The sequence below is a fragment of the Neobacillus bataviensis genome (assembly GCF_019969725.1).
Genome location: NZ_JAHXYW010000007.1, coordinates 46345 through 71093, shown reverse-complemented (window position 1 = coordinate 71093; position 24749 = coordinate 46345). Strand labels below are relative to the sequence as shown.

25 protein-coding genes and 1 other annotated feature are annotated in these 24749 nt (G+C 36.9%); of the genes, 18 read left to right on the top strand and 7 right to left on the bottom strand.

Going from position 1 to position 24749, the window contains the following annotated elements; genetic code table 11:
* Positions 1-11 precede the first annotated feature (11 nt).
* Complete coding sequence (locus LC455_RS18170) at positions 12-710, bottom strand: Crp/Fnr family transcriptional regulator (RefSeq protein WP_223592856.1); 699 nt, start codon at positions 708-710, stop codon at positions 12-14.
* 287 nt (positions 711-997) lie between these two features.
* Here LC455_RS18170 and moaA point away from each other — a divergent pair, with 287 nt between their 5' ends.
* Complete coding sequence (gene moaA, locus LC455_RS18165) at positions 998-2014, top strand: GTP 3',8-cyclase MoaA (RefSeq protein WP_223592855.1); 1017 nt, start codon at positions 998-1000, stop codon at positions 2012-2014.
* A 37-nt stretch (positions 2015-2051) separates the two neighbouring features.
* On the opposite strand, the gene ric is transcribed toward moaA, so the two are convergent.
* Positions 2052-2750, bottom strand: a complete 699-nt coding sequence (gene ric / locus LC455_RS18160) for an iron-sulfur cluster repair di-iron protein (RefSeq protein ID WP_223592854.1) — start codon at positions 2748-2750, stop codon at positions 2052-2054.
* Between the two features lie 233 nt (positions 2751-2983).
* Between ric and LC455_RS18155 the strand changes: the two genes are divergently transcribed.
* Together LC455_RS18155 and mobB are read left to right on the top strand one after the other, a co-directional pair.
* Entirely contained in the window at positions 2984-4249 is a 1266-nt protein-coding gene (locus tag LC455_RS18155) for a molybdopterin molybdotransferase MoeA (protein WP_223592853.1), read from the top strand.
* Entirely contained in the window at positions 4237-4767 is a 531-nt protein-coding gene (gene mobB, locus LC455_RS18150; RefSeq protein ID WP_223592852.1) for a molybdopterin-guanine dinucleotide biosynthesis protein B, read from the top strand. The genes LC455_RS18155 and mobB overlap by 13 nt, the downstream gene beginning before the upstream one ends.
* A gap of 36 nt (positions 4768-4803) precedes the next feature.
* Here mobB and LC455_RS18145 read toward each other — a convergent pair whose 3' ends face one another.
* Positions 4804-5478, bottom strand: coding sequence for a Crp/Fnr family transcriptional regulator (locus LC455_RS18145; protein ID WP_223593139.1), 675 nt, complete (start codon positions 5476-5478; stop codon positions 4804-4806).
* Positions 5479-5775: 297 nt separating this feature from the next.
* Between LC455_RS18145 and LC455_RS18140 the strand changes: the two genes are divergently transcribed.
* Together LC455_RS18140 and clpB are read left to right on the top strand one after the other, a co-directional pair.
* Positions 5776-5955 carry a YjzC family protein gene (locus tag LC455_RS18140; RefSeq protein ID WP_223592850.1) on the top strand — a complete coding sequence of 60 codons (180 nt, stop codon included), beginning with the start codon at positions 5776-5778 and terminating at the stop codon, positions 5953-5955.
* A gap of 127 nt (positions 5956-6082) precedes the next feature.
* Positions 6083-8677, top strand: coding sequence for an ATP-dependent chaperone ClpB (gene clpB / locus LC455_RS18135; protein ID WP_223592848.1), 2595 nt, complete (start codon positions 6083-6085; stop codon positions 8675-8677).
* 59 nt (positions 8678-8736) lie between these two features.
* Here the strand turns inward: clpB and LC455_RS18130 are convergent, their stop codons facing one another.
* Entirely contained in the window at positions 8737-8919 is a 183-nt protein-coding gene (locus LC455_RS18130) for a DUF2929 family protein (protein WP_223592847.1), read from the bottom strand.
* Positions 8920-9120: 201 nt separating this feature from the next.
* Between LC455_RS18130 and LC455_RS18125 the strand changes: the two genes are divergently transcribed.
* From LC455_RS18125 to LC455_RS18110, 4 genes are all read left to right on the top strand, one after another.
* The gene (locus tag LC455_RS18125; protein WP_223592844.1) at positions 9121-9843 is read left to right on the top strand and encodes a hydrolase; all 723 of its coding nucleotides are present in this window, start codon (positions 9121-9123) and stop codon (positions 9841-9843) included.
* 80 nt (positions 9844-9923) lie between these two features.
* Positions 9924-10757, top strand: coding sequence for a hypothetical protein (locus tag LC455_RS18120; RefSeq protein WP_223592843.1), 834 nt, complete (start codon positions 9924-9926; stop codon positions 10755-10757).
* Between the two features lie 173 nt (positions 10758-10930).
* A complete protein-coding gene (locus tag LC455_RS18115; protein WP_223592841.1) occupies positions 10931-11881 on the top strand; it encodes a BMP family ABC transporter substrate-binding protein in 951 nt (316 codons plus the stop codon).
* 19 nt (positions 11882-11900) lie between these two features.
* Entirely contained in the window at positions 11901-12098 is a 198-nt protein-coding gene (locus LC455_RS18110; RefSeq protein ID WP_223592839.1) for a ComZ family protein, read from the top strand.
* A gap of 29 nt (positions 12099-12127) precedes the next feature.
* On the opposite strand, the gene LC455_RS18105 is transcribed toward LC455_RS18110, so the two are convergent.
* On the bottom strand, positions 12128-12448 hold the full coding sequence (locus LC455_RS18105) for a hypothetical protein (RefSeq protein ID WP_223592837.1): 321 nt from the start codon (positions 12446-12448) through the stop codon (positions 12128-12130).
* A gap of 204 nt (positions 12449-12652) precedes the next feature.
* Here LC455_RS18105 and LC455_RS18100 point away from each other — a divergent pair, with 204 nt between their 5' ends.
* The 9 genes from LC455_RS18100 (at position 12653) to LC455_RS18060 (ending at position 22803) form a co-directional block, all read left to right on the top strand.
* On the top strand, positions 12653-13585 hold the full coding sequence (locus LC455_RS18100) for a beta-ketoacyl-ACP synthase III (RefSeq protein ID WP_223592835.1): 933 nt from the start codon (positions 12653-12655) through the stop codon (positions 13583-13585).
* Between the two features lie 54 nt (positions 13586-13639).
* The gene (fabF, locus tag LC455_RS18095) at positions 13640-14878 is read left to right on the top strand and encodes a beta-ketoacyl-ACP synthase II (RefSeq protein ID WP_223592833.1); all 1239 of its coding nucleotides are present in this window, start codon (positions 13640-13642) and stop codon (positions 14876-14878) included.
* Between the two features lie 223 nt (positions 14879-15101).
* Positions 15102-15875: a DUF2268 domain-containing protein gene (locus tag LC455_RS18090; protein WP_223592832.1), complete on the top strand. Its 774-nt coding sequence runs from the start codon at positions 15102-15104 to the stop codon at positions 15873-15875.
* 172 nt (positions 15876-16047) lie between these two features.
* On the top strand, positions 16048-17070 hold the full coding sequence (locus tag LC455_RS18085) for an ABC transporter ATP-binding protein (RefSeq protein WP_223592831.1): 1023 nt from the start codon (positions 16048-16050) through the stop codon (positions 17068-17070).
* The gene (locus LC455_RS18080) at positions 17070-18080 is read left to right on the top strand and encodes an ABC transporter ATP-binding protein (protein WP_223592830.1); all 1011 of its coding nucleotides are present in this window, start codon (positions 17070-17072) and stop codon (positions 18078-18080) included. Before LC455_RS18085 ends, LC455_RS18080 begins: the two co-directional genes overlap by 1 nt.
* Positions 18081-18114: 34 nt before the next feature.
* On the top strand, positions 18115-19830 hold the full coding sequence (gene opp4A, locus LC455_RS18075; protein ID WP_223592829.1) for an oligopeptide ABC transporter substrate-binding protein: 1716 nt from the start codon (positions 18115-18117) through the stop codon (positions 19828-19830).
* Positions 19831-19986: 156 nt separating this feature from the next.
* A complete protein-coding gene (gene opp4B, locus LC455_RS18070; protein WP_223592828.1) occupies positions 19987-20952 on the top strand; it encodes an oligopeptide ABC transporter permease in 966 nt (321 codons plus the stop codon).
* Positions 20953-20963: 11 nt separating this feature from the next.
* Complete coding sequence (gene opp4C, locus LC455_RS18065; RefSeq protein ID WP_223593137.1) at positions 20964-21875, top strand: oligopeptide ABC transporter permease; 912 nt, start codon at positions 20964-20966, stop codon at positions 21873-21875.
* A gap of 181 nt (positions 21876-22056) precedes the next feature.
* Positions 22057-22803: a YjbA family protein gene (locus tag LC455_RS18060; RefSeq protein WP_223592827.1), complete on the top strand. Its 747-nt coding sequence runs from the start codon at positions 22057-22059 to the stop codon at positions 22801-22803.
* Between the two features lie 59 nt (positions 22804-22862).
* Here the strand turns inward: LC455_RS18060 and trpS are convergent, their stop codons facing one another.
* Positions 22863-23852 (bottom strand): tryptophan--tRNA ligase, encoded by a 990-nt coding sequence (gene trpS, locus LC455_RS18055; protein ID WP_223592826.1) that lies wholly within the window; start codon positions 23850-23852, stop codon positions 22863-22865.
* Between the two features lie 50 nt (positions 23853-23902).
* Positions 23903-24159: a binding site (T-box leader), on the bottom strand.
* A gap of 46 nt (positions 24160-24205) precedes the next feature.
* Complete coding sequence (locus tag LC455_RS18050) at positions 24206-24571, bottom strand: DUF3899 domain-containing protein (RefSeq protein ID WP_223592825.1); 366 nt, start codon at positions 24569-24571, stop codon at positions 24206-24208.
* Between the last annotated feature and the right edge of the window lie 178 nt (positions 24572-24749).

Here is a 24749-nt window from a genome sequence, read left to right as displayed (position 1 = left end):
AATCTCCCATCCTACTCAATATTGCAATAAATAGTTGAACAGTTTTCGCAGCCAATTTCATCCTTTAAATATTGTAAATCTAAGATAGTTATTTTTCCTTTTTTTACAGAGATGATATTTTCTTTCTTTAAATCACTAAGAATTCGGTTTGTGCTTTCACGGGAAGTGCCGCAGAAATTGGCAAGTTCTTGATTGGTTAAAGGCAAGTCAATTAAAATTCCATTGCCTTTTTCAACTCCATAGCTATTTGTCATTCGAATTAAGGTTGAAAAAAGTGCTCCGCGTTTACCATTAAGGACAAGGTCGCGAAATTTTGTCTGTGTTTTTCGAAAATGGTCACTCATCCATTTCATAAATTCAAAGGCGAGCTTACTGTTTTGGAAAATTTCACTTTCGATTACATCCTTTTTAATTGCGGCAATTTCGCCCTCTTCAAGAACCTTAGCACTCAATAAATACTTTGGACTATCGGTAAAAAGAGTTAATTCACCACAAATATCATTTTCTCCGCAAATTCTTAAAGATAGCTCGCGTCCGTCAGAAGTTATTTTACTGATTTGAATCTTTCCAGAAATAATTACGTAAAGTTCTTCCGCCACCATACCTTCTTGAAATAAAAAACTATCCCTTTCACTCTTGAATCTCCGGTCTGCCAATTTAAGTAATTCCTTTATTTCTATAGAATGGGTTGGTTTCATTTGTGCTAACATAGGATTTCACCTTCTATCATATTTTTTATATAAATGTCAATTTTGGATTCGTTAGTAACATTTTATCTCAAGATTAGCCATAAAAATGAAGTAAACAATGACAATATAGTGAAAACTACGCTAAATTTTTTTCCATAAACAATTATTTCCTCCTTGTTTAACATCTGTTAAGATTAAAATAAAATTAAAAAGTATATTGATAGTGAATAAAGTAACAGTCTTTTTAGTAAAACACTGGTACACTTATGATAATTCTTGCTTTTTTTAAAATAATGGAGTTGATGCAAATGGAAAAAACCATTATTAAAGATAAACTGGATCGACCGATACGTGACTTGCGTATCTCAGTGATTGACCGGTGTAATTTTCGCTGCCAATACTGTATGCCAGCTGATCAATTCGGTCCTGATTTTGAATTTCTACCTAGGTCTGCCTTATTGACATATGAAGAAATTGAACGTCTTGGAAAAATATTTGTTAATTTAGGTGTCGAAAAAATCCGCTTAACTGGCGGAGAGCCGCTGCTGCGAAAGGATTTACCGATACTTGTGAAAAAACTTTCTGCTATTGAAGATTTAAGTGACATTGGCTTAACTACAAATGGAGTTCTGTTGCCGAAATTGGCAGGAGAGTTAAAATCAGCTGGTCTTAAACGAGTAAATGTCAGCCTTGATACTTTAAATGATGAATTGTTCGGACAAATCAATGGACGCGGGGTAGGCACTGGACCGGTTTTAGAGGGGATAGAAGCAGCTAAACAAGCCGGTCTTGGAGTTAAAATCAACATGGTTGTAAAAAAAGGACTTAATGATGCAGATATTATTCCGATGGCAGAATACTGTAAAAATCATGGATTGGAGCTTCGCTATATCGAGTTTATGGATGTTGGCTCCACGAACGGGTGGAAGATGGACGATGTAGTGACCAAAAAACAGATTTATCTTCTGTTAAAAGATCACTTTGAGTTAGAGCCAGTTGACCCGGCCTATTTTGGGGAAGTGGCCAAGCTTTATCATTATAAAGACGCCGATGTGAAGGTTGGATTTATTACTTCTGTTTCAGAGTCATTCTGCTCCAGCTGTACACGTTCTCGTTTATCTGCAAATGGGCAGATTTTTACTTGTTTGTTTAATGGAAATGGCCATGATATCCGGAATTTCATGAGAAATGGTGCTAGTGATGAGGATATAGCAAAGCGAATTACAGCGATTTGGAATGGTCGTGACGACCGATATTCTGACGAAAGAACAGCAGAAACAAACAAAAACCGCAAAAAAATTGAAATGTCCTATATCGGTGGTTAAAAAACAGCCCGCTTAATGTTAAGCGGGCTGTTTTTTACTATGCAATATATCGTGGAAATAAAATGTTGTTTTCAAGATGCACATGCATGAAGGTCAAACTTTCCAGAGCTTCTAAACGTGCGTAAACTAAGCGATATGTTCCACAAGCATCAAGTGGTAGAGTGAAATCAGAAGTTACCGCACGGATTTGTCTTAAAATTTCTCCTGCATGATCATGTTCCTTTTCAAGCTCAGTAACTAAATTAATGGCTTCCTCTTTATTTTCTATGGTTCCGTCGGCTAATTTCCTGATTAACGGGAAGACAATTGCTTCTTCTTTCTCCATGTGTTCAATCAATTCTTTTTTAAATTCATAAAATAATTCATACACTTTTAATAGCTCTGGATGGTTATCGCCATGTACGCGTGAAACCTTTGTCACATAGGGGCTGAGCATTGTTAATTCTTCTTCTGAAGTACGATGGTAATTAGAGATAATATGATCAATAATCGTATTAGAGTCAGATTCTGTCCAAACTTCTACATCTTGTTCCTCGTGCTCATATTTTTCAAAAACGATTTTTAATTCTTCCAGCAAATTTTCCATGTTAAGTCCGTTTTGTGCCACAGCTTCTGAAAGTGGAATGTTTCCCCCGCAGCAAAAATCAATCCGGTTCTTCTTGAAAACATCACTTGTTTTAGGTAATTCATTTACAATATCTTTAACTAATGTAGTAGACGTAAATGGAAAAGTCATTTATAGTTCCTCCTAAAAATAAAGGTAATTGGTTTCTGACTTAAGCATACTGGAATTAAGAATAAAATTTGGTGATATGCATCACACTTTGCAAATGATTTTTTTTATTCATTAAGTTTCTATCAATTCTGTGACATTTGATATGTCGGTAAGTTTTTTGTAGGCTTATAATGATAAATGATAAGGAATGAGTTTATTACATACCGTTTTTTTAGAGATAGGAGCCGATTCATTTGTTTGAAAGAAGAACACCGCTTGCGATAGGGGAAGCAGTCCAAAAAATTATGAACTTTCAATTACAGGGGTTAACTGAGCATGTTTTGATCGAGGAAAGCTTTGGCCGTTTTTTATCAGAGGATATAGTGGCAACAAGTGATGTGCCTCATTTTGACAGGGCACCCTATGATGGCTTTGCTATTAGATCGATAGACACTGTTAATGCCTCTCAATCATGTCCCATTGAAATGGAAGTAATTGATCATATTGGAGCAGGAATGGTCTCCACTAAGGTTGTCAAACAATACCAAGCTATAAGAATTATGACCGGCGCTATGATGCCAGAGGGCACCGATTGCGTTGTCATGTTTGAGGTTGCAAAGTCATATGAAAAGAATGGAATTCCACATATATTGATCAAAAGAAGCTTTAAAAATGGTGACAATGTTTCCTTCAGAGGCGAAGATGCAAAGAAAGGAGAAATTTTAGTTAAAAAGGGAACGCTAATTAATCCAGGAATTCAGGCAATGCTCGCAACTTTTGGATATAAGCACGTCCCAGTTGCGAAAAAACCCCTCGTTGGCCTATTCGCAACAGGGACAGAACTTTTAGAAGTTGACGATGAATTGGTCCCCGGTAAGATTCGCAACAGCAATTCACATATGGTTGCTGCCCAAATCGAACGGGCAGGAGGAACGGTTCATTATTTTGGGAAGCTGCCAGATGAATTTGATACATGCTTTGACGCAGTAAAAAATAGTCTGGATAAAGTTGATTTGTTAGTTACCACTGGAGGAGTTTCAGTTGGGGACTTTGATTACCTGCCTGAAATTTATGAAAAATTAGGAGCAGAGGTTTTCTTTAATAAAGTAGCGATGCGTCCAGGCAGTGTTACAACCGTCGCACATCATAATGGAAAGCTCCTATTCGGTCTTTCTGGTAACCCTTCCGCTTGCTATGTGGGGTTTGAATTATTTGCACGGCCGATCCTCCGAAGATGTTTATTTTCGGAAAAACCGCATTTACGAAAAGAAAAAGCTATACTAGATGCTGATTTCCCTAAAGCAAATCCATTTACACGATTTGTACGCAGTTCCGCATTTATTAAAGACGGCAGACTTAAAGCGACACCCAGCGGATTAGACAAGTCGAATATTATTATGAGCCTTGCAGGGGCGAATTCCTTGATGATATTACCGGGTGGTACTCGAGGTTTTACGGCAGGAACAGAGATTGAGGTTCTTCTCCTTGAGGATCAGACTGGCAGTGAGTGGCCTTGGTAAAACCGGTAATATTTCAGATTGTAGGTTACCAAAATAGTGGAAAGACAACATTTATGGAAAGACTAATCGAAAGCTTAAAAGGTCAAGGTATGATATCAGCAGTGATAAAACACCACGGACATGGCGGAAAACCTGATATAGTGGATAATAAGGATTCTACAAAATATCTCGCAGCAGGAGCTGCTGCCTCGATTATTGAAGGAGATGGCAGGCTCCTTCTCCAAGTAGAAAAATGGGTGAACAGCCTTGAGCACCAGATAGAATTAATGAGTTTTTTTGATCCGGATGTGATTTTAATTGAAGGATATAAACAAAAAAAATACCCGAAGCTTTTAATATTAAGGGATCTAGAAGACCTTCCTTTGTTAAAAAGTGTGACCAATATAGTGGCCGTTGTTTATTGGAAGGAATGTATAAGAGATCACCTTAAAGGACATATAAACATACCATGTTTTTTTATTAAAGATGAAGTATCGATAAGCTGGACTGTAAACTTATTAAAAAAATCGGTCAAATAAGACCGATTTTTATTAATAAGGATCCAATTTAATTATTTAATCCACCTTGCAAATTTCCGTTGGACAATCCTCACAATCAATTTCATTCTTCAAAAACTCTAAATCATGAATGGTGATCGTTCCTTTATCAATTGAAATAATTTTCTCTTTTCTAAGGTCGCTTAATAAACGATTAACCACTTCCCTTGATGTACCGCAGAAATTAGCTAATTCTTGGTTTGTTAATGGTATTTCAAGCAATATTCCATTATTGGTATTAATTCCATAGCTATTGCTTAATCGAATCAATGTAGAGTATAAAGCTCCCTTTTTTCCGTGTAAAACGAGGTCGCGAAATTTTGTTTGAGTTTTGCGATATTGCTGACTCATCCATTTAATGAATTCAAAGGAAAGGGAAAGATTTTGCGATAGTTTTTCCTCAAGAACATCCTTCATAATTACTGCTACCTCGCCACTTTCAACGACACGTGCACTTAATAAATACCTGGAAGAAGGGGAAAATAAATTTAATTCACCGATAAAATCACCATTAGAGCACATTCTTAAGGTAAGTTCTCTCCCATCCGGAATAATTTTACTGATTTGCAAAATACCGCTTTGTACGATATACATTTCATCGGCTGGTGAGCCTTCTTGAAATAAAAATGTTCCCTTTTCAATTTTTTTAGTATGGTGTACGGTCTCAAGGAGATGTAACAGCGATACCGGCATTTCTTTTACTGCCTGCATACAAAAGACCACCTTTAATGGTACGACATAAATCATTTACTTAACTTTTAATAACTGTCAGTCAAGGTTGGTTAAAAGATATTACTATAATTATATTGTTTACAAAGAATATTTAGCAATAAATGTGGAATAAATTCATACAATCGTCAAAAAGTCAAACATGTTTCGTTTATTTCTTAGGAAATACTGTCGAACAATGTGAAAAAATGAAAGAACTTCCTTTAATGGACACTCTAGAAAAGGAAATAATAATGATGTAGACGATAAGGAGGGAAAAGAATGGGACAAAATCATCAGTTCAAATCGGGTAAAAAAGCACCAAATAATGGGGTATATATTGAAATTGGTGAAACTGGAGACAATGTGATCAATCCTAAAAAAATTAAACTAAAAGCTGGAGACTCGTTTCCAGAAACATCCAATGATAAACGTGTTTGGACTTATCAACGAAAACCATGACAGTTATAAAAGGTAAAAAGTCATCCAAACAGGATGACTTTTTTCTTAGTCAAATTTTACTTAAAATCTGCGATTGTTTTATAATAAAAGTAATAGGTCAAAAATGGTCAATGAGGGAGTGTGAAAAGTGGATATTAACCGAATGACAGAGCGGTTACAAAAAGGAATAATGGATGCGCAATCTTTAGCGGTAAAAAATAATCATCAAGAGATAGATGAATCCCATTTATTTTTGGCATTAATGAATCAAACGGACAGTCTTTTTGAATCTATATTTAAGCGATTGACATTGCCATCTGAAACCATTAAGAAAAGGTTGAAAGTATCCCTTGAAAAAAAACCTCAGGTCACTGGAACTGGGGCAGAACACGGTAAAATATTTGTTACAGACCGGCTGCAAAAGCTTTTAGCAGCTGCCGAAGAATTCGCAAGAAAGTTTTCCGATGAATATATTTCGGTAGAGCATATCCTCTTAGCTGCAGTCTATTCAAATCAATCCGAAATGAAAAAAATCATTCAATCTTTTGACCACAGACCTGAAGATATTTTAAAAGCAATAAAAGAAATAAGGGGGAACCAAAGAGTGACATCACAGAATCCTGAAGCAGGATATGATGCTTTGAAAAAATATGGAAGGGATTTGGTTGCTGAAGTAAGAGCGGGAAAGGTCGATCCTGTTATTGGACGGGATACGGAGATTCGAAATGTCATTCGTATCTTATCAAGGAAAACCAAGAATAACCCTGTATTAATTGGAGAACCTGGTGTAGGAAAAACCGCAATCGTAGAGGGACTGGCCCAGCGGATTGTTAGAAAAGATGTTCCAGAAGGACTTAAGGACAAAACCATCTTTTCCTTAGATATGAGTTCGTTAATAGCTGGTGCTAAATTCAGAGGTGAATTTGAAGAACGATTAAAAGCGGTTCTGAATGAAATCAAAAAAAGTGACGGACAAATCTTACTGTTTATCGATGAAATTCATACCATTGTTGGTGCCGGAAAAACAGAAGGAGCGATGGATGCAGGCAATATGTTAAAACCAATGCTTGCCCGCGGTGAACTTCATTGTATTGGCGCAACCACACTTGATGAACATCGGAAGTATATAGAAAAGGATCCTGCTTTAGAACGGAGGTTCCAGCAGGTGCTTGTACAAGAACCAAATGTAGAAGATACCATTTCTATATTACGTGGATTAAAGGAACGATTTGAGGTTCACCATGGTGTGAAAATTCACGACCATGCTTTAGTTGCTGCAGCTACTTTATCGGACCGATATATAACTGATCGTTTCCTACCGGACAAAGCTATAGATCTGGTTGATGAAGCATGTGCGTTAATTCGCACAGAAATTGATTCCATGCCAACAGAACTAGATGAAGTAACACGCAGAGTCATGCAGTTAGAAATTGAGGAGGCAGCTTTAAGAAAAGAAAACGATGAAGCAAGTAAACTACGATTGCAGTCCCTTCTAAAGGAACTGGGCGATTTAAAGGAACAGGCCGATACAATGAAGGCAAAATGGCTAGAAGAAAAGAAAAGTATTCAGACGTTACAAGAAAAAAGGGAACAACTGGAGAAACTTCGCCGTGAGCTGCAGCAAGCCGAGGACAAATACGATTTAAACCGTGCTGCTGAATTAAGACATGGTCAAATTCCGTTAGTTGAAAAAGAACTTAAAAGTTTAGAAATGGAAACGGAAAAGGAGAATCGGTTACTGCGCGAAGAGGTAACAGGTGAGGAAATTTCCCATATTGTATCAAGGTGGACAGGAATTCCGCTCTCTAAACTAGTTGAGGGGGAGAGAGAAAAGTTATTGAAACTTGAAGCAATTCTCCACGAGAGAGTAATCGGACAAAATGAAGCCGTCAATTTAGTAGCAGACGCAGTACTACGGGCTAGGGCCGGCATTAAAGAACCTAATCGCCCAATTGGATCCTTTCTATTTTTAGGGCCAACTGGTGTAGGGAAAACAGAGTTAGCAAAAGCTTTGGCGGAGTCTTTATTTGATAGTGAAGAGCATATTATTCGTATCGATATGTCGGAATACATGGAAAAGCATGCAGTATCACGCCTAATTGGGGCTCCACCAGGGTATGTTGGCTATGAAGAAGGAGGGCAGCTGACAGAAGCGGTTAGAAGGAGACCTTATTCTGTTGTTCTGATGGACGAAATAGAAAAGGCCCATCCGGAAGTCTTCAATATTCTCCTTCAAGCCTTAGATGATGGGCGCATCACTGATTCACAAGGAAGGGTAGTAGATTTTAAAAATACCGTTATTATTATGACCTCCAATATAGGATCACAATTTTTACTCGAACGTTCTGAAAATGAAATTGAAATAACTGAAACAGCAAGAGAAATGGTATTAGGCCAACTAAGAGTGCATTTTCGTCCGGAATTTTTAAACCGTATTGATGAAATTATCCTATTTAAGCCGTTATCATTAGGAGAAATCAAAAATATTGTCGTCAAGATGCTAAAAGAACTTCAGAACAGATTAAAAGAACAGCAAATAAATATCTCAATCAGTGAGGATGCCAAGGAATTCATCGCTGTTAACGGATATGACCCAACCTATGGTGCCAGACCGCTAAAGCGTTATATCCAAAGAAATATAGAAACGAAGTTAGCTCGAGAAATTATTGCAGGACGGGTTCATGATGGATCAAGCCTTGAAATTAAGATTCAAAATGAAGAAGTGATAATTTTAATAAAATAAAATGAGATTGATCCATTAAAAAAGTCTTCCATTGATGTGGAAGACTTTTTTATCGGCACTTAATGTTTTTCAACAGGCTCATTTGGTATCAAAGATGATACCACAAAAACTAAGATGGTTACAGCAACAGCTAAAATGGAACCTACTTTAACATCAAATGCAACACCATTCATTGAACTTACAACATATGTAAGCATTTGCACTAGTAAAAATAACCAGAAAAAAGTCCAAAAGAAACGCACTATTTTTCACCTCTAACCTTATTTACATCATTTCTAATATTACCATATGACTTCTAATTAATAAATGTTTATTTGATAATTCACTCATTTAATTAATTGTCTGGACATAAATGTAAATTAATAAAAATGGGCAAACTCCCTTTCATCTTTTGTGAACTAACATACAATATCGTGAGGAAATATGTAAAAGGAGATTTACCTATGGACAGTCGTAATTTTCAGATGGATACCCAATGGAATATCATTTATTACCCAGAAAAGCCTACTGGATTTGGGGTCTTAATAATTGGAGATGAACGGCATTTTGTGGACGATTGTAAAAGCTTTTGGACACAAAATGAAGGGAAGTCCGCTATTATCAACCAACTAAAAGAAAAAGGTTACACGATTTTTTCCTCAAATCTTTATGGGCGAAACTGGGGGAGCGAAAAATCGGTTGATTTGGCTCAGCGACTTTATCAGCATGTAATTCGAAGTGAAATCCTAAATAATAAAATTCATATTTTAGCAGAAGGAATGGGCGCGCTAGTTGCGGTAAAGTTAATGGAAAAATTAAAGGGCTGTATTCGATCGGTCATCCTTTTAAACCCAATCATTTCATTAAAGCATCATTTAGAACAGGAAAAGGAACATAAATTCTTTTATAAAAAATTGATAAGAGAATTGGTAACAGCTCATCAACTAGAACAAAATGTACTTGAAAGCACCATCTTTAGTATGGATGATCATGTTAATCTTGATTTTGGATTTCCTGTCAAAATCATTCATGTTTTGTCTGGAGGAAAATCATATAATCAATCAAAGCTTTATCAGAAAATTATCAAATATCCTGAAATCACTCCAACTTATATGCTGCCAGAAAAGAAACCTCAGCTTGGCAATATATGCATAAAGTTTTTTACAAGCCATGAAGCGGTACTCTAAGCCTCCCCTGCCCCATAATGAAATAATTCCTTATTCAAACGCATAGGATTCATTAAGGATAGTATGGGGAGGAAGATTTTATGGACAAGGCCATTATATTTGGTGTATATGATTTTGTCAGTTTTCATATTTGTAAAACGTTGCTTAATAAAGGAATAGAGGTCTATGGGGTCAATATTGAAGATATAGACAATATTCAATATCTTGATGAAAAAAGATTTGAAGTTGGCAGAAATTCAAATTTCATTGAACATGCTCTTGTAGATTGGGAGAAAAACCAAGGTCAAGGGAATAGAGATACCGTCGTTATTTTTTCATTATTTGATTCCTATATGCAAAATAAGGAAGGAATTTATTTAGAGGAAAAGGTTACTGAGCCAATATTGAACTATATTGAGCGAAATAATTCCAATACAGAATTTGTCTTTATTCTCCCAATTCAATTGTTGGGAGCTGAAGGTGAAAAAGTGCACCGAGGATTTTTGAATCAAGTAAAAGGATTGGTGAAAAAGACTCAATTCTTTTATTTACCTTCTATATATGGTCCCTGGCAGACCGAAACTTTTATCTTTCAACAAGTGATTATGTCAGACTTTCAACAAAAAGAAATTTATAAATCGAATAGGGAATGGACAATCGATACAATTTTTGTGGAGGATGCAATCGATTCTATCTTTGAAATAATGGATATAAATGTGATGGGAAGCTTTATATTAGAAAGTGGAAAGAAGAATTATTGGGATTTATGCGCGTCCTATTTAAAACTTGAAAAGAATCTTATTCATTCAAACCGCGTTGAACCATTTGCAATAGATCCATCAGTTGTTAAGATTCAAATGAAAAAAATCACACCGATTTCCGAATCATTTTTGAAACAAAAAAATCAAGCAGAACAGTTGAATGGAAGCCGATAAAATATGATAGGGTTCACTTAATATCCAGATAGTGGAAGTGCAGGAAATTTATCTTTTCATTTTATTATTCAAAGGGTAGAATAAAAATTGAAAAATGAGGATTACAGGTCCATTATTTATATCTAGAAAGAATCAGTTATAGAAATGGCAGTGGTATGAAGGAGATGCATTGAATGCTAAACCGTTTCGGGATCATTCTTTTATGTCTTTTTTTACTTGGCGCCTGCGGGGTAACCAAAAAAACCTCAGGCAAATTACAAAATGTTGGCTTATTAGTGCCTGAAACGGTTAATGACCAAGTATGGGGAACAAAGGGCTTTAAAGGGATGCTAAAAATACAATCAAAATTCAATGTGGAGGTTTACTATAAAGAAGGAATGAATTCTGAATCGGTAGTTGAAAGGGCGGTGAAAGAGTTTGAGCAAAAAGGGGTAAATCTTATTTTTGGTCACGGTTCAGAGTATGCTGAATATTTTAATAAGATTTCAAAGGATTATCCTAAAATTCACTTTGTCAGTTTTAATGGCGATGCTAAAAACCCTAACACTACCAGTTTAACCTTTAAAGCACACGCGATGGGCTTTTTTGGCGGTATGGTTGCTGCCCATATGTCGAAGGAACAGAAGGTAGGAGTGTTGGCTGCCTATGAATGGCAGCCAGAAATAGAAGGATTCTATCAAGGAGCATTGGCAGAAAATAAAAATGCCCAAGTAAGCATAGAATACGTAGGGAATTGGGATGATGAAAAAAAAGCGATACAATTAGTCGATCGTATGATGGAAAAAGGGGTCGACGTAATCTATCCTGCTGGAGATGGTTTTAATGTCCCTGTGATTGAAAGGGTCAAGGAACGAGGACTATATGTTATCGGCTATGTTTCCGACCAATCAGATTTGGGGCAATCGACGGTTCTAACGAGCACGATTCAGCAGGTAGATAAATTATATGAGAAGGTTGCTGAACAATATAATAACGGTAAATTAAAAGCAGGAAATCTTTCCTTTGATTTTGAAGATAATGTCATAACCCTAGGAAAATATAGTCCGTTAGTGAGCAAGGAATTTATTAAGAAAATTAATAAGCAAATCCAAACATATAAGCAAACCGGAAAGTTACCACAATAAATTATTAAAGGGGATACATATGAACAACCAAGATAAGTCATTACAATTTATGATGATTGCTATGAAATATTTACCTGAAGCCAAGGAACAGTTGGAAAAATCAGGAGTAGAATTATCAATGGAATTAATTGAACCGTTTATGAATTTATTTACTAAGGTTATGCAAGAAGCATACGACCTTGGCCGTGAAGAAGCTCTTCAGGAAGTAAATCAATAGTGAAGATAAGCTGCCGTTGAAAAGGCAGCTTATTTCTTTTTCCAAAATTGCTGGATAAATGGATAGAACTTTTGAAATATTGGCTTTAAGCCCTGTACTGATTCCCATAAAGCATCAATACTCATCATGAGTTGTTCATAATCGATATCTGAAGGGTTTTGATGAGAATTTTGAGTATGACGATTGCCAAATAACGGGGTCCTTTCATGGTGAGGTCTTCTTGACCCAAACATTAAACTGGTAAACCGATCTTGATGCTTTTCATCCTCAAAAATCGCTTGATCCTTTTCATGCTCAAAATTCGCTTGCTGCTTTTCTAAAGTTGATTCTTCTTTTTCCCAATCTTCCATTTCCTCTTACACTCCTTCAAAGAAAAATGTCTCTTACCTTTAGAATATGAGCAAACTATCAAAAGGAATGTACTATAGCGGAGGGGTAAAAGTAAGTAACAGTTGCTTAAATAAGGTCTTATTTGATAAAATTAGTACCAAGTCATAATAATTGATATTAATCTTTGGTATAGAGAAACTTATCATATTAAAGGAGATGGAATAATGAAAGCTGGTATTGTTGGAATAGGAAGGTATTTACCAGAAAAAATTCTCACCAACCATGATTTAGAAAAAATGATGGATACTTCTGATGAATGGATTCGTACTATGACAGGTATCGAAGAACGAAGGATAGCATCAGACGATATTGATACATCGGATATGGCCTTGGCTGCTGCCCAGAAAGCAATTCAAGATGCAGATATAAATCCAGAAGAAATTGATTTAATCTTGGTTGCAACAGTTACTCCAGATTCACCTTTTCCATCCGTTGCCTGCAGAATTCAGGAAAAATTAGGGGCCTTTAAGGCAGCTGCCATGGATGTTAGTGCAGCATGTGCTGGGTTCATGTATGGAATTATCACAGGGAAGCAGTTTATAGAAACAGGAGAATATAAACATGTACTTGTTGTAGGGGTTGAAAAGCTTTCGAAAATTACGGATTGGAGCGATAGAAATACCGCTGTCCTATTTGGGGACGGTGCCGGTGCAGTCGTACTTGGCCCAGTATCCGAAAATCGAGGAATTCTTTCATTTGAGCTTGGTGCAGATGGAACTGGGGCAAAGCATTTATATCAAGATGAATATATCATTATGAATGGACGAGAAGTATTCAAATTTGCCGTTAGACAAATGGGCGAGAGCTGTATAAATGTTCTTGAAAAAGCAGGACTTACCAAGGATGACGTCGATTTCCTTATCCCTCATCAAGCCAATATTCGGATTATGGAAGCATCGAGACAGCGGTTAGAGCTCCCTGTCGAAAAAATGTCTAAAACAATTAATAAATATGGAAATACTTCTGCAGCATCAATACCAATTTCAATTGTAGAAGAATTAGAAGCAGGAAAGATTAAAGATGATGACCTCCTAGTAATGGTAGGTTTTGGCGGCGGCTTAACTTGGGGAGCCATTGCAATCCGTTGGGGTAAATAAGAAGATTTTTTTATAAAAATAGGGAAAAGTTAGCAGATAAAAGGAGATGTACAAATGGAAAAGCGCAGGGTCGTAGTAACGGGCGTAGGAGCAGTGACACCACTTGGAAATGATGCTGAAACAACTTGGAAAGGAATTCTTGAAGGGAAATCAGGAATTGGACCGCTGACAAGAGTTAATGCAGATGAGTATCCAGCGAAGGTAGCTGCTGAAGTAAAGGATTTTAATCCAGAAGTTTTTATGGATAAAAAAGAAGCAAGAAAAATGGACCGTTTTACGCAATTTGCAGTTGCAAGTGCAATAATGGCTGTAAAAGATGCGGATTTAACGATCAATGAAGAAAATTCCCACCGCGTAGGGGTTTGGATTGGTTCAGGAATTGGCGGTATGGAAACCTTTGAACAGCAATTTGAAATTTTTCAAAAAAGGGGCTATAAACGCGTAAGTCCTTTCTTCGTACCAATGTTGATTCCGGATATGGCAACTGGCCAGGTTTCCATTACACTTGGTGCACGGGGATTTAATTCATGTACGGTTACAGCCTGTGCAACCGGTACAAATTCAATTGGAGATGCCTTTAAGGTGATCCAGCGCGGTGACGCAGATGTTATGGTATCAGGAGGTGCAGAAGCGCCGATTACGAGAATGTCTGTTGCTGGGTTCTGTGCCAACACTGCCCTTTCCACAAACCCTGATCCAAATACTGCAAGCAGGCCGTTTGATAAAAATCGCGACGGCTTTGTAATTGGTGAAGGTGCAGGCATCATCGTCTTGGAAGAGTTAGAGCATGCATTGGCGCGCGGAGCAAAAATTTATGCTGAAATCATTGGTTACGGGGCAACAGGTGATGCCTATCATATTACTGCACCGGCACCAGGTGGTGAAGGCGGTGCCCGAGCAATGAAAATGGCGATTACTGATGGAGGCTTAGAGCCTAAAGATATTGATTATATTAATGCCCATGGAACAAGTACAGAATATAATGATAAATTTGAAACACTTGCCGTTAAAGAAGTATTTGGCGAGCATGCTTATAAGCTTGCAATGAGTTCAACCAAATCCATGACTGGACATTTACTTGGTGCTGCTGGTGGTGTTGAAGCCATCTTTACATTATTGGCAATGAGAGATAGGATGCTTCCGCCGACAATGAATTATGTAACGCCAGATCCGGAATGTGATTTGGACTATGTTGTAAATGCGGCACGTCCATTGGAAATTAAAGCAGCCATGAGTAATTCATTAGGCTTTGGTGGTCATAACGCGACAATTGTCTTTAAAAAATACGAATAGTATATAAAAAATCGGTCAGGACTTACTGGCCGATTTTTTTTTGTACGGCTGTGTTAAAGGACATAGTTGATTTTTAACACAGTTGATTGGAGCGAAGTGCCTGGAGCGCAAATCAACAACCAAGTTTAACAGAGCCTTTCGAATAAATCCCTATCCTTCTATACGAACCTATCCCTTCAACATTCATAAAATGATCAAAAGATACCGTATTCGAGGTGAGAAAATGGGCATTATTCGAACGGATAAATGGTTAATGGTTGATTTTGAACAGCCAGTAAAAATCTGTGAAAGGTTGAAACCGTATTTTAACGGGCAGACTGCTCAATCCGTTTACCGCCAATTAACGAACTTTGGGATGTATAGTCCATCAGGAAGTTCAAAGAGAAATTTAAACCGAATGGTTGAACAGAAAGCATGGAATCGTGTTGAACGGCTGTTTCAAAACTATAAGAATAAATGGTCTGGACCGGATGTACCTGTCTTTCTCTTTCCTATAGGACAATCAGGTGGATTTTTTATACGAAGGGAAGAAAGACAAAAGGGCGGGGTTTCATTCCCTGATAAAATGTTTCTGTTTCTTTCAGATATAGAGGACCCTAAAGAAATAGAGGCACTTCTGGTCCATGAATACCATCATGTTTGCCGCCTTCAAGCTCTAAACAAAAAAATGGAAGAGTATACGCTGCTAGACTCAATTGTAATAGAGGGTCTGGCAGAATATGCTGTATTAAAAAATTGCGGTAAAGAATACCTGGCAAATTGGTGCAGAATGTATTCTGAAAAGGAATTATCTATATTTTGGGATAAATATATGAAAAAACAGTTAAGCAGTAAAAAAGATGAAAGGATTCATGACCATTTATTGTATGGAGGCGGGAGGATACCCAAGTTGCTTGGATATGCTGCAGGATATAATATTGTTAGGGAATATTACAAAACGCATCAATATTCTACAAAACTATCTTTTACGGCCCCATCATTAAATTTTTTAGAGTGAAAAACCAAATATTTAGCAAAAAAAGCCTAATAAACAAGGGCTTTTTTTATTTTGATAAGTGTGAATATTACCAATTTTTTAAAAGAGTCTTGCAATTGTAACAATTCTGTAATAGAATTTTACTTGAACAAATATAATTAACAGAATAATTCAAAAAGTAAGAGGGTGTACTATGAGCACAAAAAAATCGCTACTCAAAGAGGCACCATTGCTCGAAGTGAAAAATTTAGAAACGGCATTTGACATTGACGGAATCGATTATAATGCTGTTGATAATGTTTCGTTTAAAGTAAAACCTCGTCAAATAGTCGGAGTTGTAGGTGAATCTGGATGTGGCAAATCTGTTATGAGTCTCTCAATCATGCAGCTTCTTCCAAAAGGAAGCGGTAAGGTAAAATCCGGTGAAATCCTATTTGAAGGGTTGAATCTTGAAAAACTAACAGAATCCCAAATTAATAAAATCCGTGGAAAAGACATCTCAATGATATTCCAAGAACCAATGACCTCTCTTAATCCAGTTTTTACAATTGGATATCAACTTCAAGAAGTATTATTTAATCATACAAAAATTTCCAAACAGGAAGCACGTCAAAAAGCAATAGCCTTATTAAAAAGTGTAGGGATCTCCAGGCCCGAAAAAATTGTGGATGAATATCCACATCAATTATCCGGCGGGATGAGACAGCGTGTCATGATTGCTATAGCCATTGCATGTCAGCCTAAATTATTAATAGCTGACGAACCAACGACTGCATTGGATGTGACTGTACAGGCTCAAATTCTAGAACTTTTAAAAGATATTCAAGCAGTTAATGACATGTCTGTTATTCTCATTACACATGATTTAGGTGTCGTAGCTGAAATGTGTGATGAAGTAATCGTTATGTATGCCGGAAAAATTGTTGAAAGAACAGATGTAGACACTTTGTTCTATAATCCCAAGCATCCATATACGACACTTCTTCTAGGCGCTATTCCTAAAATGGAAGAAGAAGAAGAGCGACTAAGTTCCATACAAGGAATAGTTCCTTCCCTAACAAATATGCCTAAATCCGGCTGTCGTTTTGCTAATCGATGTCCAAAGGCAATGCCTGAATGTCTAACCATAACCCCAGAGCTTGCAGAAGTCGATCAAGGTCATGAAGTGGCCTGTCTCCTTTTTGATACTAGTAAACCAAGGGAAGGGGTGCGGTAATGAGTACTGATACTATACATAAAAATGATGAAAAACAATCCTCTCAACCTGAAAATCTATTAGAAATCCAAAATTTAAAAACCTATTACCCTGTAAAAGGGGGATTTTTTAAACGTACAATTGGCCATGTGAAAGCGGTTGATAATATATCATTTGAGATTAAAAGAGGGGAAACACTAGGATTAGTTGGTGAATCTGGGTGCGGCAAATCAACCGCGGGGCGGACAATACTGCGCCTCTTAAAACCGACAGAAGGCAGCATTCTGTTCGAAGGAAAAAACATCACTAGAGTTTCGGGTAAATCCCTTCGAGAAATTAGGCAGGACATGCAGATGGTGTTTCAGGATCCATACGCCTCTCTAAATCCAATGCAAATGGTTGGGGACATAATAGCGGAGCCAATTTATAACTACTCCAAGAAAAGTAAGGCTGAATTAAAACAGGAAGTAATGGATCTATTAGAAAAGGTTGGTCTCCCGCCAGAAGCCTATTTTAAATATGCCCATGAATTTTCCGGGGGACAGCGGCAGAGAATCGGAATTGCCCGAGCCCTCGCATTAAAACCAAAGTTGATTATTGCTGATGAACCTGTATCTGCCCTTGATGTTTCAGTACAATCGCAGGTATTAAATTTATTAAAAGACTTACAGGAAGAATTTGAGTTAACCTTCCTATTTATTGCACATGATTTAAGTGTTGTTAAGCATATGAGTGACCGAATAGGGGTTATGTATTTAGGCAACATGGTGGAGATTGCAGATAAAAATAGTCTTTACGCTGAACCGCTGCACCCTTATACACAGGCTTTAATTTCTGCAATTCCATCTCCTGACCCAAGACAAAAGAAAGAGAGGATTATTTTAAAGGGTGATGTCCCAAGTCCTATCAATCCTCCGTCCGGATGTCCATTCCATCCTCGTTGTCCAATGGCAATGGGAGAATGCACTAAACAAAAACCTGCATTAAAGGAGGTGAAGCCCTCTCATCGAGTAGCTTGCCACCTTTACTAGAACTAAAAATTAAATTTTTATAGGGGGGAAACAAATGAAGAAAAGAAGCATGCTCATGTTAGCAGCCTTAATGCTTGTATTATCGGCATTTTTAGCGGCTTGCGACGGCGGAGAAAAAGCTGGAACGAAGAAAAATGACAATGAGGGTAAGACGGGAGAAACATCGGCAAAACCTCAGGATGGCGGAACACTCGTTTATGCCTTGGATTCAGCTCCTGAAGGTAAATTCAACTATGCTTTTTATGGAAATCAAACTGATGCTTATGTAATTGATTTCTTTGATGAGAACCTTATTGATTATGATGCGCAATTAAAGGCACAGCCGCATATTGCCTCATGGAAAACAACAGACAATAAAGTCTTTGATTTTGAAATCAAAAAAGGTGTTAAATGGCATAACGGAGACGAACTATCAGTAAAAGACTGGGAATTCGCTTTAAAAGTAATTGCTGACAAGGATTATGAGGGACCACGTTTTGATAACGTAAGAAATATTGTTGGTGCCCAAGATTACCACGATGGAAAAGCAAAAGAAATTTCAGGTATTAAAGTAATTGATGATTACCATATTCAAATTACTTTTGATAAAGCACGTGTTAATAACTTGGATAACCTTTGGACATATCCAATGAATCGTACTGAATTTAAAGGAATGGCTGTAAAAGATATGATGGGATCTGAACAGGTTCGTACAAAACCTGTTGGATTAGGTCCATTTAAAGTAACAAAAGTTGTACCAGGCGAATCAATTGAAATGGAACGTTTTGACGATTATTTCGGTGGAAAGCCTCATATTGAAAAGGTTGTTATTAAGGTAATTGACCCATCACTTTCAGTTGGCGAACTTAAAAACGGAACTCTTGATATGACTGCATTCCATCCAAGTATCATAGATCAAGTTAAAGCACTTGATAATGTAAATGCAATCACATATCCTGGCGTAAGTTATTATTATGTTGGTTTCAGATTAGGTACTTGGGATGGCGAAAAAAATGTCATGAACGAACCAAAGTATCAAGATAAGAAACTTCGTGAGGCAATGTACTATGCGATTAATCGTGAGGAATGGGTAAAAGCGTTCTTCTTCGGCGTAGGAAAGCCAGTTAACCGCCCAATTCCAACAAATCACTGGATTGCAGCAGATAATAAAGAATTAGAGCAATATAAGTACGACCCTAAGAAAGCAAAAGAATTATTAGATGAAGCAGGCTATAAAGATGTTGACGGAGATGGCTTCCGTGAAGATCCGCAAGGTAAAAAGTTTGTTGTTAACTTCAGCCACTATGCAACACAAAACCCAACATTCGAATCACGTGCAAAAGCATTAACTCAATATTGGGAAGAAGTTGGCTTGAAAACGAAACTTACTATGACAGATGTAAATCTATATTACGATATGCTTGAAAAAGCTGACAAATCAATGGAAGTATTCTTTGGCGGCTGGTCTACAGGGTCAGATCCAGATCCAACTCCACTTTGGGGTTCTAAAGCACTTTGGAACTATCCACGCTGGGTAAATGCGGATAGTGATAAATTGCTTGATGAAGCACTAGATATCAATGTTGTCGGAACAGATTCAAATAAGCGTAAAGATCTTTATGTACAATGGCAAAAGCTGTTTATGAAAGATCTGCCTGTATTGCCAATTGCCGAGCTTGAAGAAACAATGGCAGTAAGCAAGCGCGTTAATGGTGTGAAATTCGATGTATCAGGTATGAACCGTCCAAATGAATGGTGGATTAAGCAATAATTTCAATGGCTAAGAGATATAGTCTAAGTTAACTGCTTAATTTTATAAACTCAATCTTTATATTCGAATGGGAGGAGGTCAACTTCTCCCATTCGAACAAGATAGGGTTTTTTAATAGCTAAGGTTCATCAAAGCTTAAAGACAAGGAGAATGCACATGTTAAAATATGCATTTCGCAGAATATTGGGAATGATTCCAATGCTGCTCCTTACATCCATCATTGTTTTTTCCTTGGCAAAGTTAATGCCCGGGGATTCACTTAGTGGAGAAATCGATCCAAGAAATACAAACCCACAGTATATTGCGGAAATGCGTGAAAAGCTAGGCTATAATGACCCTATGCCACAGCAATATTTTCGTTGGGTTAGTAATTTCATCGAAGGAGATTTTGGAAAATCAACCCGATTTAAAATTGAAGTAGCCGATGTTATTGGAGAAAGATTGCCTAATACGATATTACTAGGATTCACATCTATCATAATTACTTATTTTCTTGCTTTTATGATGGGTTCATATGCAGGAAGAAAACCATATACGCTTGGGGATAATCTAATTGGCGGGATAAACTATCTAGGTTTGTCCATACCATCTTTTGTTGCAGGAGTATTTGCTATTTATTTCTTTTCATTTAAGCTGGGCTTGTTTCCGTCAAATGGATCTGTTGATATCGGTGTTACCGAAGGTACATTTGATTGGTGGTTAAGCCGCTTGCACCATGTATTATTACCTGCTTTTGTCCTAGGATTTTTAAATATTGCAAGTTATACACAATTTTTACGAAACGATATTATTGAAAATAGCCGAAAGGACTATGTCCGTACGGCAAGAGCGAAAGGTACACCCGAAAGTAAAATTTATAATGTACACATACTTAGAAATTCCGTAATTCCGCTTATAACCTATTTAGGATTCGATATAGTTGCTATTATTAGCGGTGCAATTATCACTGAAACTATTTTTACATATCCTGGCCTTGGACAATTATTTTTACAATCCGTCGGGGTGAGGGATTATCCTGTTTTATTGACGTTGACAATGATGTTCTCCTTCTTAACACTATTCGGCAATTTAATAGCTGATATTTTATATGGTGTTGTAGATCCGAGAATCAGATTAGATTAGGGGGAGAAATGATGGAAATAGTTACACAAAACGAAACAAATGTTACCCATGCCCCCCAGAAAAAAAGTTTATCTCCATTAGCAATTGCCAGGAAAAAATTTATTAAGAACAAATTAGCAATGACCAGCCTTATTTTTTTAGCACTTGTTGCGATTATTTCCTGTCTTGCCCCGTATATTACAACCGCTGACATTACGAAAATAAATATTGGTGAAATGGGATTAGAACCTTCTAGTAAGCATTGGTTAGGAACGGATAAAGCTGGACGGGATGTTTTTACGAGGTTACTTTACGGCGGCCGGATCTCACTGCTAGTTGGAATCAGTTGTACATTTTTTGTCATATTTATTGGTACCTTAATTGGTTCTATTGCCGGTTATTTTGGGGGCACAGCAGATAGTTTATTAATGAGATTTACTGATTTAATTTTAAACTTTCCTTTTCTTGTTTTTGTTATCGTTTTAAACGCCATTCTTTTTGGTAAAGTATCTGGACTATGGGTATTAATAGGAGTAATCAGTCTTCTATACTGGGGAGGAATTGCTCGGATTGTCCGCAGTAAAATTCTTGCTGAAAAGGAAAATGAGTATATTATTGCGGCAATATCTATAGGCTGTTCACCAACGAAAATCATCGTTAAACATCTTCTGCCCAACGTACTTTCAACCATTATTGTACAGGCAACGATTACGTTTGCGACAATGATTGTAGTTGAATCGGCATTAAGTTACTTAGGATTTGGGGTGCCGCAAGAGGTGCCAAGCTGGGGAAATATGCTGAATTCAGCTAATGAACCTGATGTGCTTCAATATAAGCTGTGGATTTGGGTACCGCCTGCATTGATTATCACTTTAACCATTCTTTCGATTAACTTTATCGGAGAAGGTTTAAAAGATGCCTTTAATCCAAAATCAAGAAGATAAAAATCTTCCATCAATCTACCATCCCTATATGGTAGATTTTTTATTTTGTACTAATCATATCTGCCGTTTCATATATCTTAAGTAAAATTTAGGACATGTTCAATTTCCTCAAAAGGAATAATTTAACTTATGTCTGCCCATACTGATTGACAAACAGTTTCTTGAAGTGAGGGGTTGTATAATGTTATATCTCCATGATGTTTGGGTAAATTGGTTTGAAGGTGAAGAAAACGGTTATAATGTTTGTCACTTTCATGAATGGCGTAAAGATGACGGAGTGGAACTGCTAGACCAGGTTCCGCTGTTAAGGGTCGAGCCGATTCTATTTAACTATATTGAAAATGATTTGTCAGAGTTACCTCAACAACTTCTAGATGATATTTATCAAAAAGCATACTTAAGGAAAAATCATGAAAGAGTTCAACTGGATTATTGCTTTGTTGTAACCGATGGGACGGGGATACTGGCAGTAGATACAATCGGCTATAATATCCCAATCAGGAAAAGCAGGCTTATCCCAAGACAGGAACAGCTTGTATATGAAATGATTGGGACACATGATGCCCAAAAATATCATTTTTATCAACAGCCAAAAACAAAGGATTTTCATATTCTTTCTCCTGAACCAGAACTGATGACAGGGTTAACTCGTAAAGAACGACAACTAAAACAGCTGTTGTTTATGGCCCTTGATCAGCTGCTCTCTTCAAATAATGAAGCAGAGATTCGCTATTGGTTTACAGAGTGGTGCCCTGAACAGTATTCCACCATCCAAGAGTTAAATTTTAAAGAAGCTTGGGAACAGTTATTTGAAGAAGCAAAATACGGATGGTCTAAAAAGCACGAGACATTCTGTGAAAATTTAATTAAAGGACAGCCATTTTTTGAAAAACTATGGGAAATGGAGCATGGTCCAAAAGTAAATTAAAAGCCTGGCCCAAAAGGTATGCTGCACATATCTTTTGCGGTTCAGGCTTTTGTTTTTTGTTATTTCCTTTTTCTTCCAATTCCCATTGCGCGTTCCATTTTCTTAAGCGTTTTGGAAGCCACTGCGTTTGCTTTTTCAGCACCGCGGTCTAAAATTTCATCAAGTTCACTTGATTCCAACAAATTGTAGTATTTTTCTTGAATCGGTTTAAAGAAATTAACGACTACTTCAGCCAATTCGCCTTTAAAATCCCCATATCCTTTACCATGGTACATTGCCTCTAGCTCAGGAATAGATTTTCCTCCCAAGATAGAGTAAATAGATAAAAGATTAGAAATGCCAGGTTTAGTTTCTCGATCGAATTTAACGATTCCTTCCGAATCGGTAACCGCACTTTTAATTTTTTTCTCCATTTGTTTTGGATCATCTAAAAGTGTGATGGATGCTTTTTTATTTGGATCGGATTTACTCATTTTTTTCGTTGGTTCTTGAAGTGACATAATTCGTGCCCCAACCTTTGGAATACTGATTTCGGGAATAGTAAGAATGTCATTGTACTTCTTATTAAATCTTTCTGCCAAATCCCGTGTTAATTCCAAATGCTGTTTTTGATCTTCCCCAACTGGAACAAGGTCAGTGTTATATAATAGTATATCAGCTGCCATTAGTGGCGGGTAGGTTAACAAACTGGCGGAAACAGCTTCTTTCCCAGCAGATTTATCTTTAAATTGTGTCATTCTTTCCAATTCTCCGATATAGGCGACACATTGCATCAACCAACCTGCCTGGGCATGTGACGGAACTTCAGATTGTATAAATAAAGTGGCTTTGTCAGGATCGATCCCAACAGCCAGATATAATGCTGCTAAGCTTCGGATATTTTTACGCAGCGTTGCCGGATCCTGGGGAACAGTGATAGCATGCTGGTCAACAATGCAAAAAAAGCAATTGTAATCATTTTGCAATTCCACGAATTGCTTCAAAGCCCCAATATAGTTCCCAAGTGTAATCGTTCCACTCGGCTGAATACCTGAAAAAATTGTCTTCATTTTATTCCTCCTAAAAATATAAATAAAAAACCATTCATCCCCTAAAAAACAATAGGGACGAATGGTTTCGCGGTACCACCCTAAATTACTCAAAATGAGTCACTCAGTTCCAAAATCAACAAATAAATTGATTAGGATTCCTTTTTAACGTAAGGAAAACGTCTAGTCCTACTAAAGTTTCCAATAAAGGAAAGGTTCAGAAAGAAGCTCCAAAGTCCATTCAGTAATTCATTCGTGTTTGTTTCCACCAGCCACAAACTCTCTGTAACGAAAAATAATACTTACTACTCTTTATCATCGCTTTTTTTACAGTATGCATTTACAAACATTATAAATGAAATGCATATTTATTTTCAAGTCAGCAAAAAATAATAGGCGAAGAGGGCAAGCAGCATTAAAAAACCGTTCACAAGACCAATAAAAAGCAGCGGTTTTTGATTAACTGTTACAAGTTCTGATAATCCCGGGATTTCAGTAAACTTTTTATCCTTATGTCCCCTTGAAAAGGCAAGAGTAAAGGACCTTGAAATGACATCATAAAAACCGCTATTAATTGTATATAGAAGCAATGCGGTTAAAAGAAAAGCAGCACTGATGTAAAAAGATATATTGATATAGCTTAATAAAGAAATATCATGGTTAAAGATAAGGGACAAGGAAAAAATGGCAAGTTGTGTAAACGCTACCATTATTAATTGGTTTCTTAGTCTCAATTTCACAAGTGAACCTCCGAAACATTGATTTATAAAGGAAAATATAGCTATATTATACCCGAAAATGGCTACAAGAATAAATTATACCACAGGTATTTGTAATGTTAACGTAAAGATTGTATCTAATCTGTAAATTAATTTTCAAAAAGTAATGTACAATTGGTTGAAAATATGTATAATAGAG

Coding starts and splice junctions, on each gene's coding strand:
- LC455_RS18170 (WP_223592856.1), bottom strand. CDS start 710: ATGTTAGCACAAATGAAACCAACCCATTCTATAGAAATAAAGGAATTA.
- moaA (WP_223592855.1), top strand. CDS start 998: ATGGAAAAAACCATTATTAAAGATAAACTGGATCGACCGATACGTGAC.
- ric (WP_223592854.1), bottom strand. CDS start 2,750: ATGACTTTTCCATTTACGTCTACTACATTAGTTAAAGATATTGTAAAT.
- LC455_RS18145 (WP_223593139.1), bottom strand. CDS start 5,478: ATGCCGGTATCGCTGTTACATCTCCTTGAGACCGTACACCATACTAAA.
- LC455_RS18140 (WP_223592850.1), top strand. CDS start 5,776: ATGGGACAAAATCATCAGTTCAAATCGGGTAAAAAAGCACCAAATAAT.
- LC455_RS18125 (WP_223592844.1), top strand. CDS start 9,121: ATGGACAGTCGTAATTTTCAGATGGATACCCAATGGAATATCATTTAT.
- LC455_RS18120 (WP_223592843.1), top strand. CDS start 9,924: ATGGACAAGGCCATTATATTTGGTGTATATGATTTTGTCAGTTTTCAT.
- LC455_RS18115 (WP_223592841.1), top strand. CDS start 10,931: ATGCTAAACCGTTTCGGGATCATTCTTTTATGTCTTTTTTTACTTGGC.
- LC455_RS18110 (WP_223592839.1), top strand. CDS start 11,901: ATGAACAACCAAGATAAGTCATTACAATTTATGATGATTGCTATGAAA.
- LC455_RS18105 (WP_223592837.1), bottom strand. CDS start 12,448: ATGGAAGATTGGGAAAAAGAAGAATCAACTTTAGAAAAGCAGCAAGCG.
- LC455_RS18100 (WP_223592835.1), top strand. CDS start 12,653: ATGAAAGCTGGTATTGTTGGAATAGGAAGGTATTTACCAGAAAAAATT.
- fabF (WP_223592833.1), top strand. CDS start 13,640: ATGGAAAAGCGCAGGGTCGTAGTAACGGGCGTAGGAGCAGTGACACCA.
- LC455_RS18090 (WP_223592832.1), top strand. CDS start 15,102: ATGGGCATTATTCGAACGGATAAATGGTTAATGGTTGATTTTGAACAG.
- LC455_RS18085 (WP_223592831.1), top strand. CDS start 16,048: ATGAGCACAAAAAAATCGCTACTCAAAGAGGCACCATTGCTCGAAGTG.
- LC455_RS18080 (WP_223592830.1), top strand. CDS start 17,070: ATGAGTACTGATACTATACATAAAAATGATGAAAAACAATCCTCTCAA.
- opp4A (WP_223592829.1), top strand. CDS start 18,115: ATGAAGAAAAGAAGCATGCTCATGTTAGCAGCCTTAATGCTTGTATTA.
- opp4B (WP_223592828.1), top strand. CDS start 19,987: ATGTTAAAATATGCATTTCGCAGAATATTGGGAATGATTCCAATGCTG.
- opp4C (WP_223593137.1), top strand. CDS start 20,964: ATGGAAATAGTTACACAAAACGAAACAAATGTTACCCATGCCCCCCAG.
- LC455_RS18060 (WP_223592827.1), top strand. CDS start 22,057: ATGTTATATCTCCATGATGTTTGGGTAAATTGGTTTGAAGGTGAAGAA.
- trpS (WP_223592826.1), bottom strand. CDS start 23,852: ATGAAGACAATTTTTTCAGGTATTCAGCCGAGTGGAACGATTACACTT.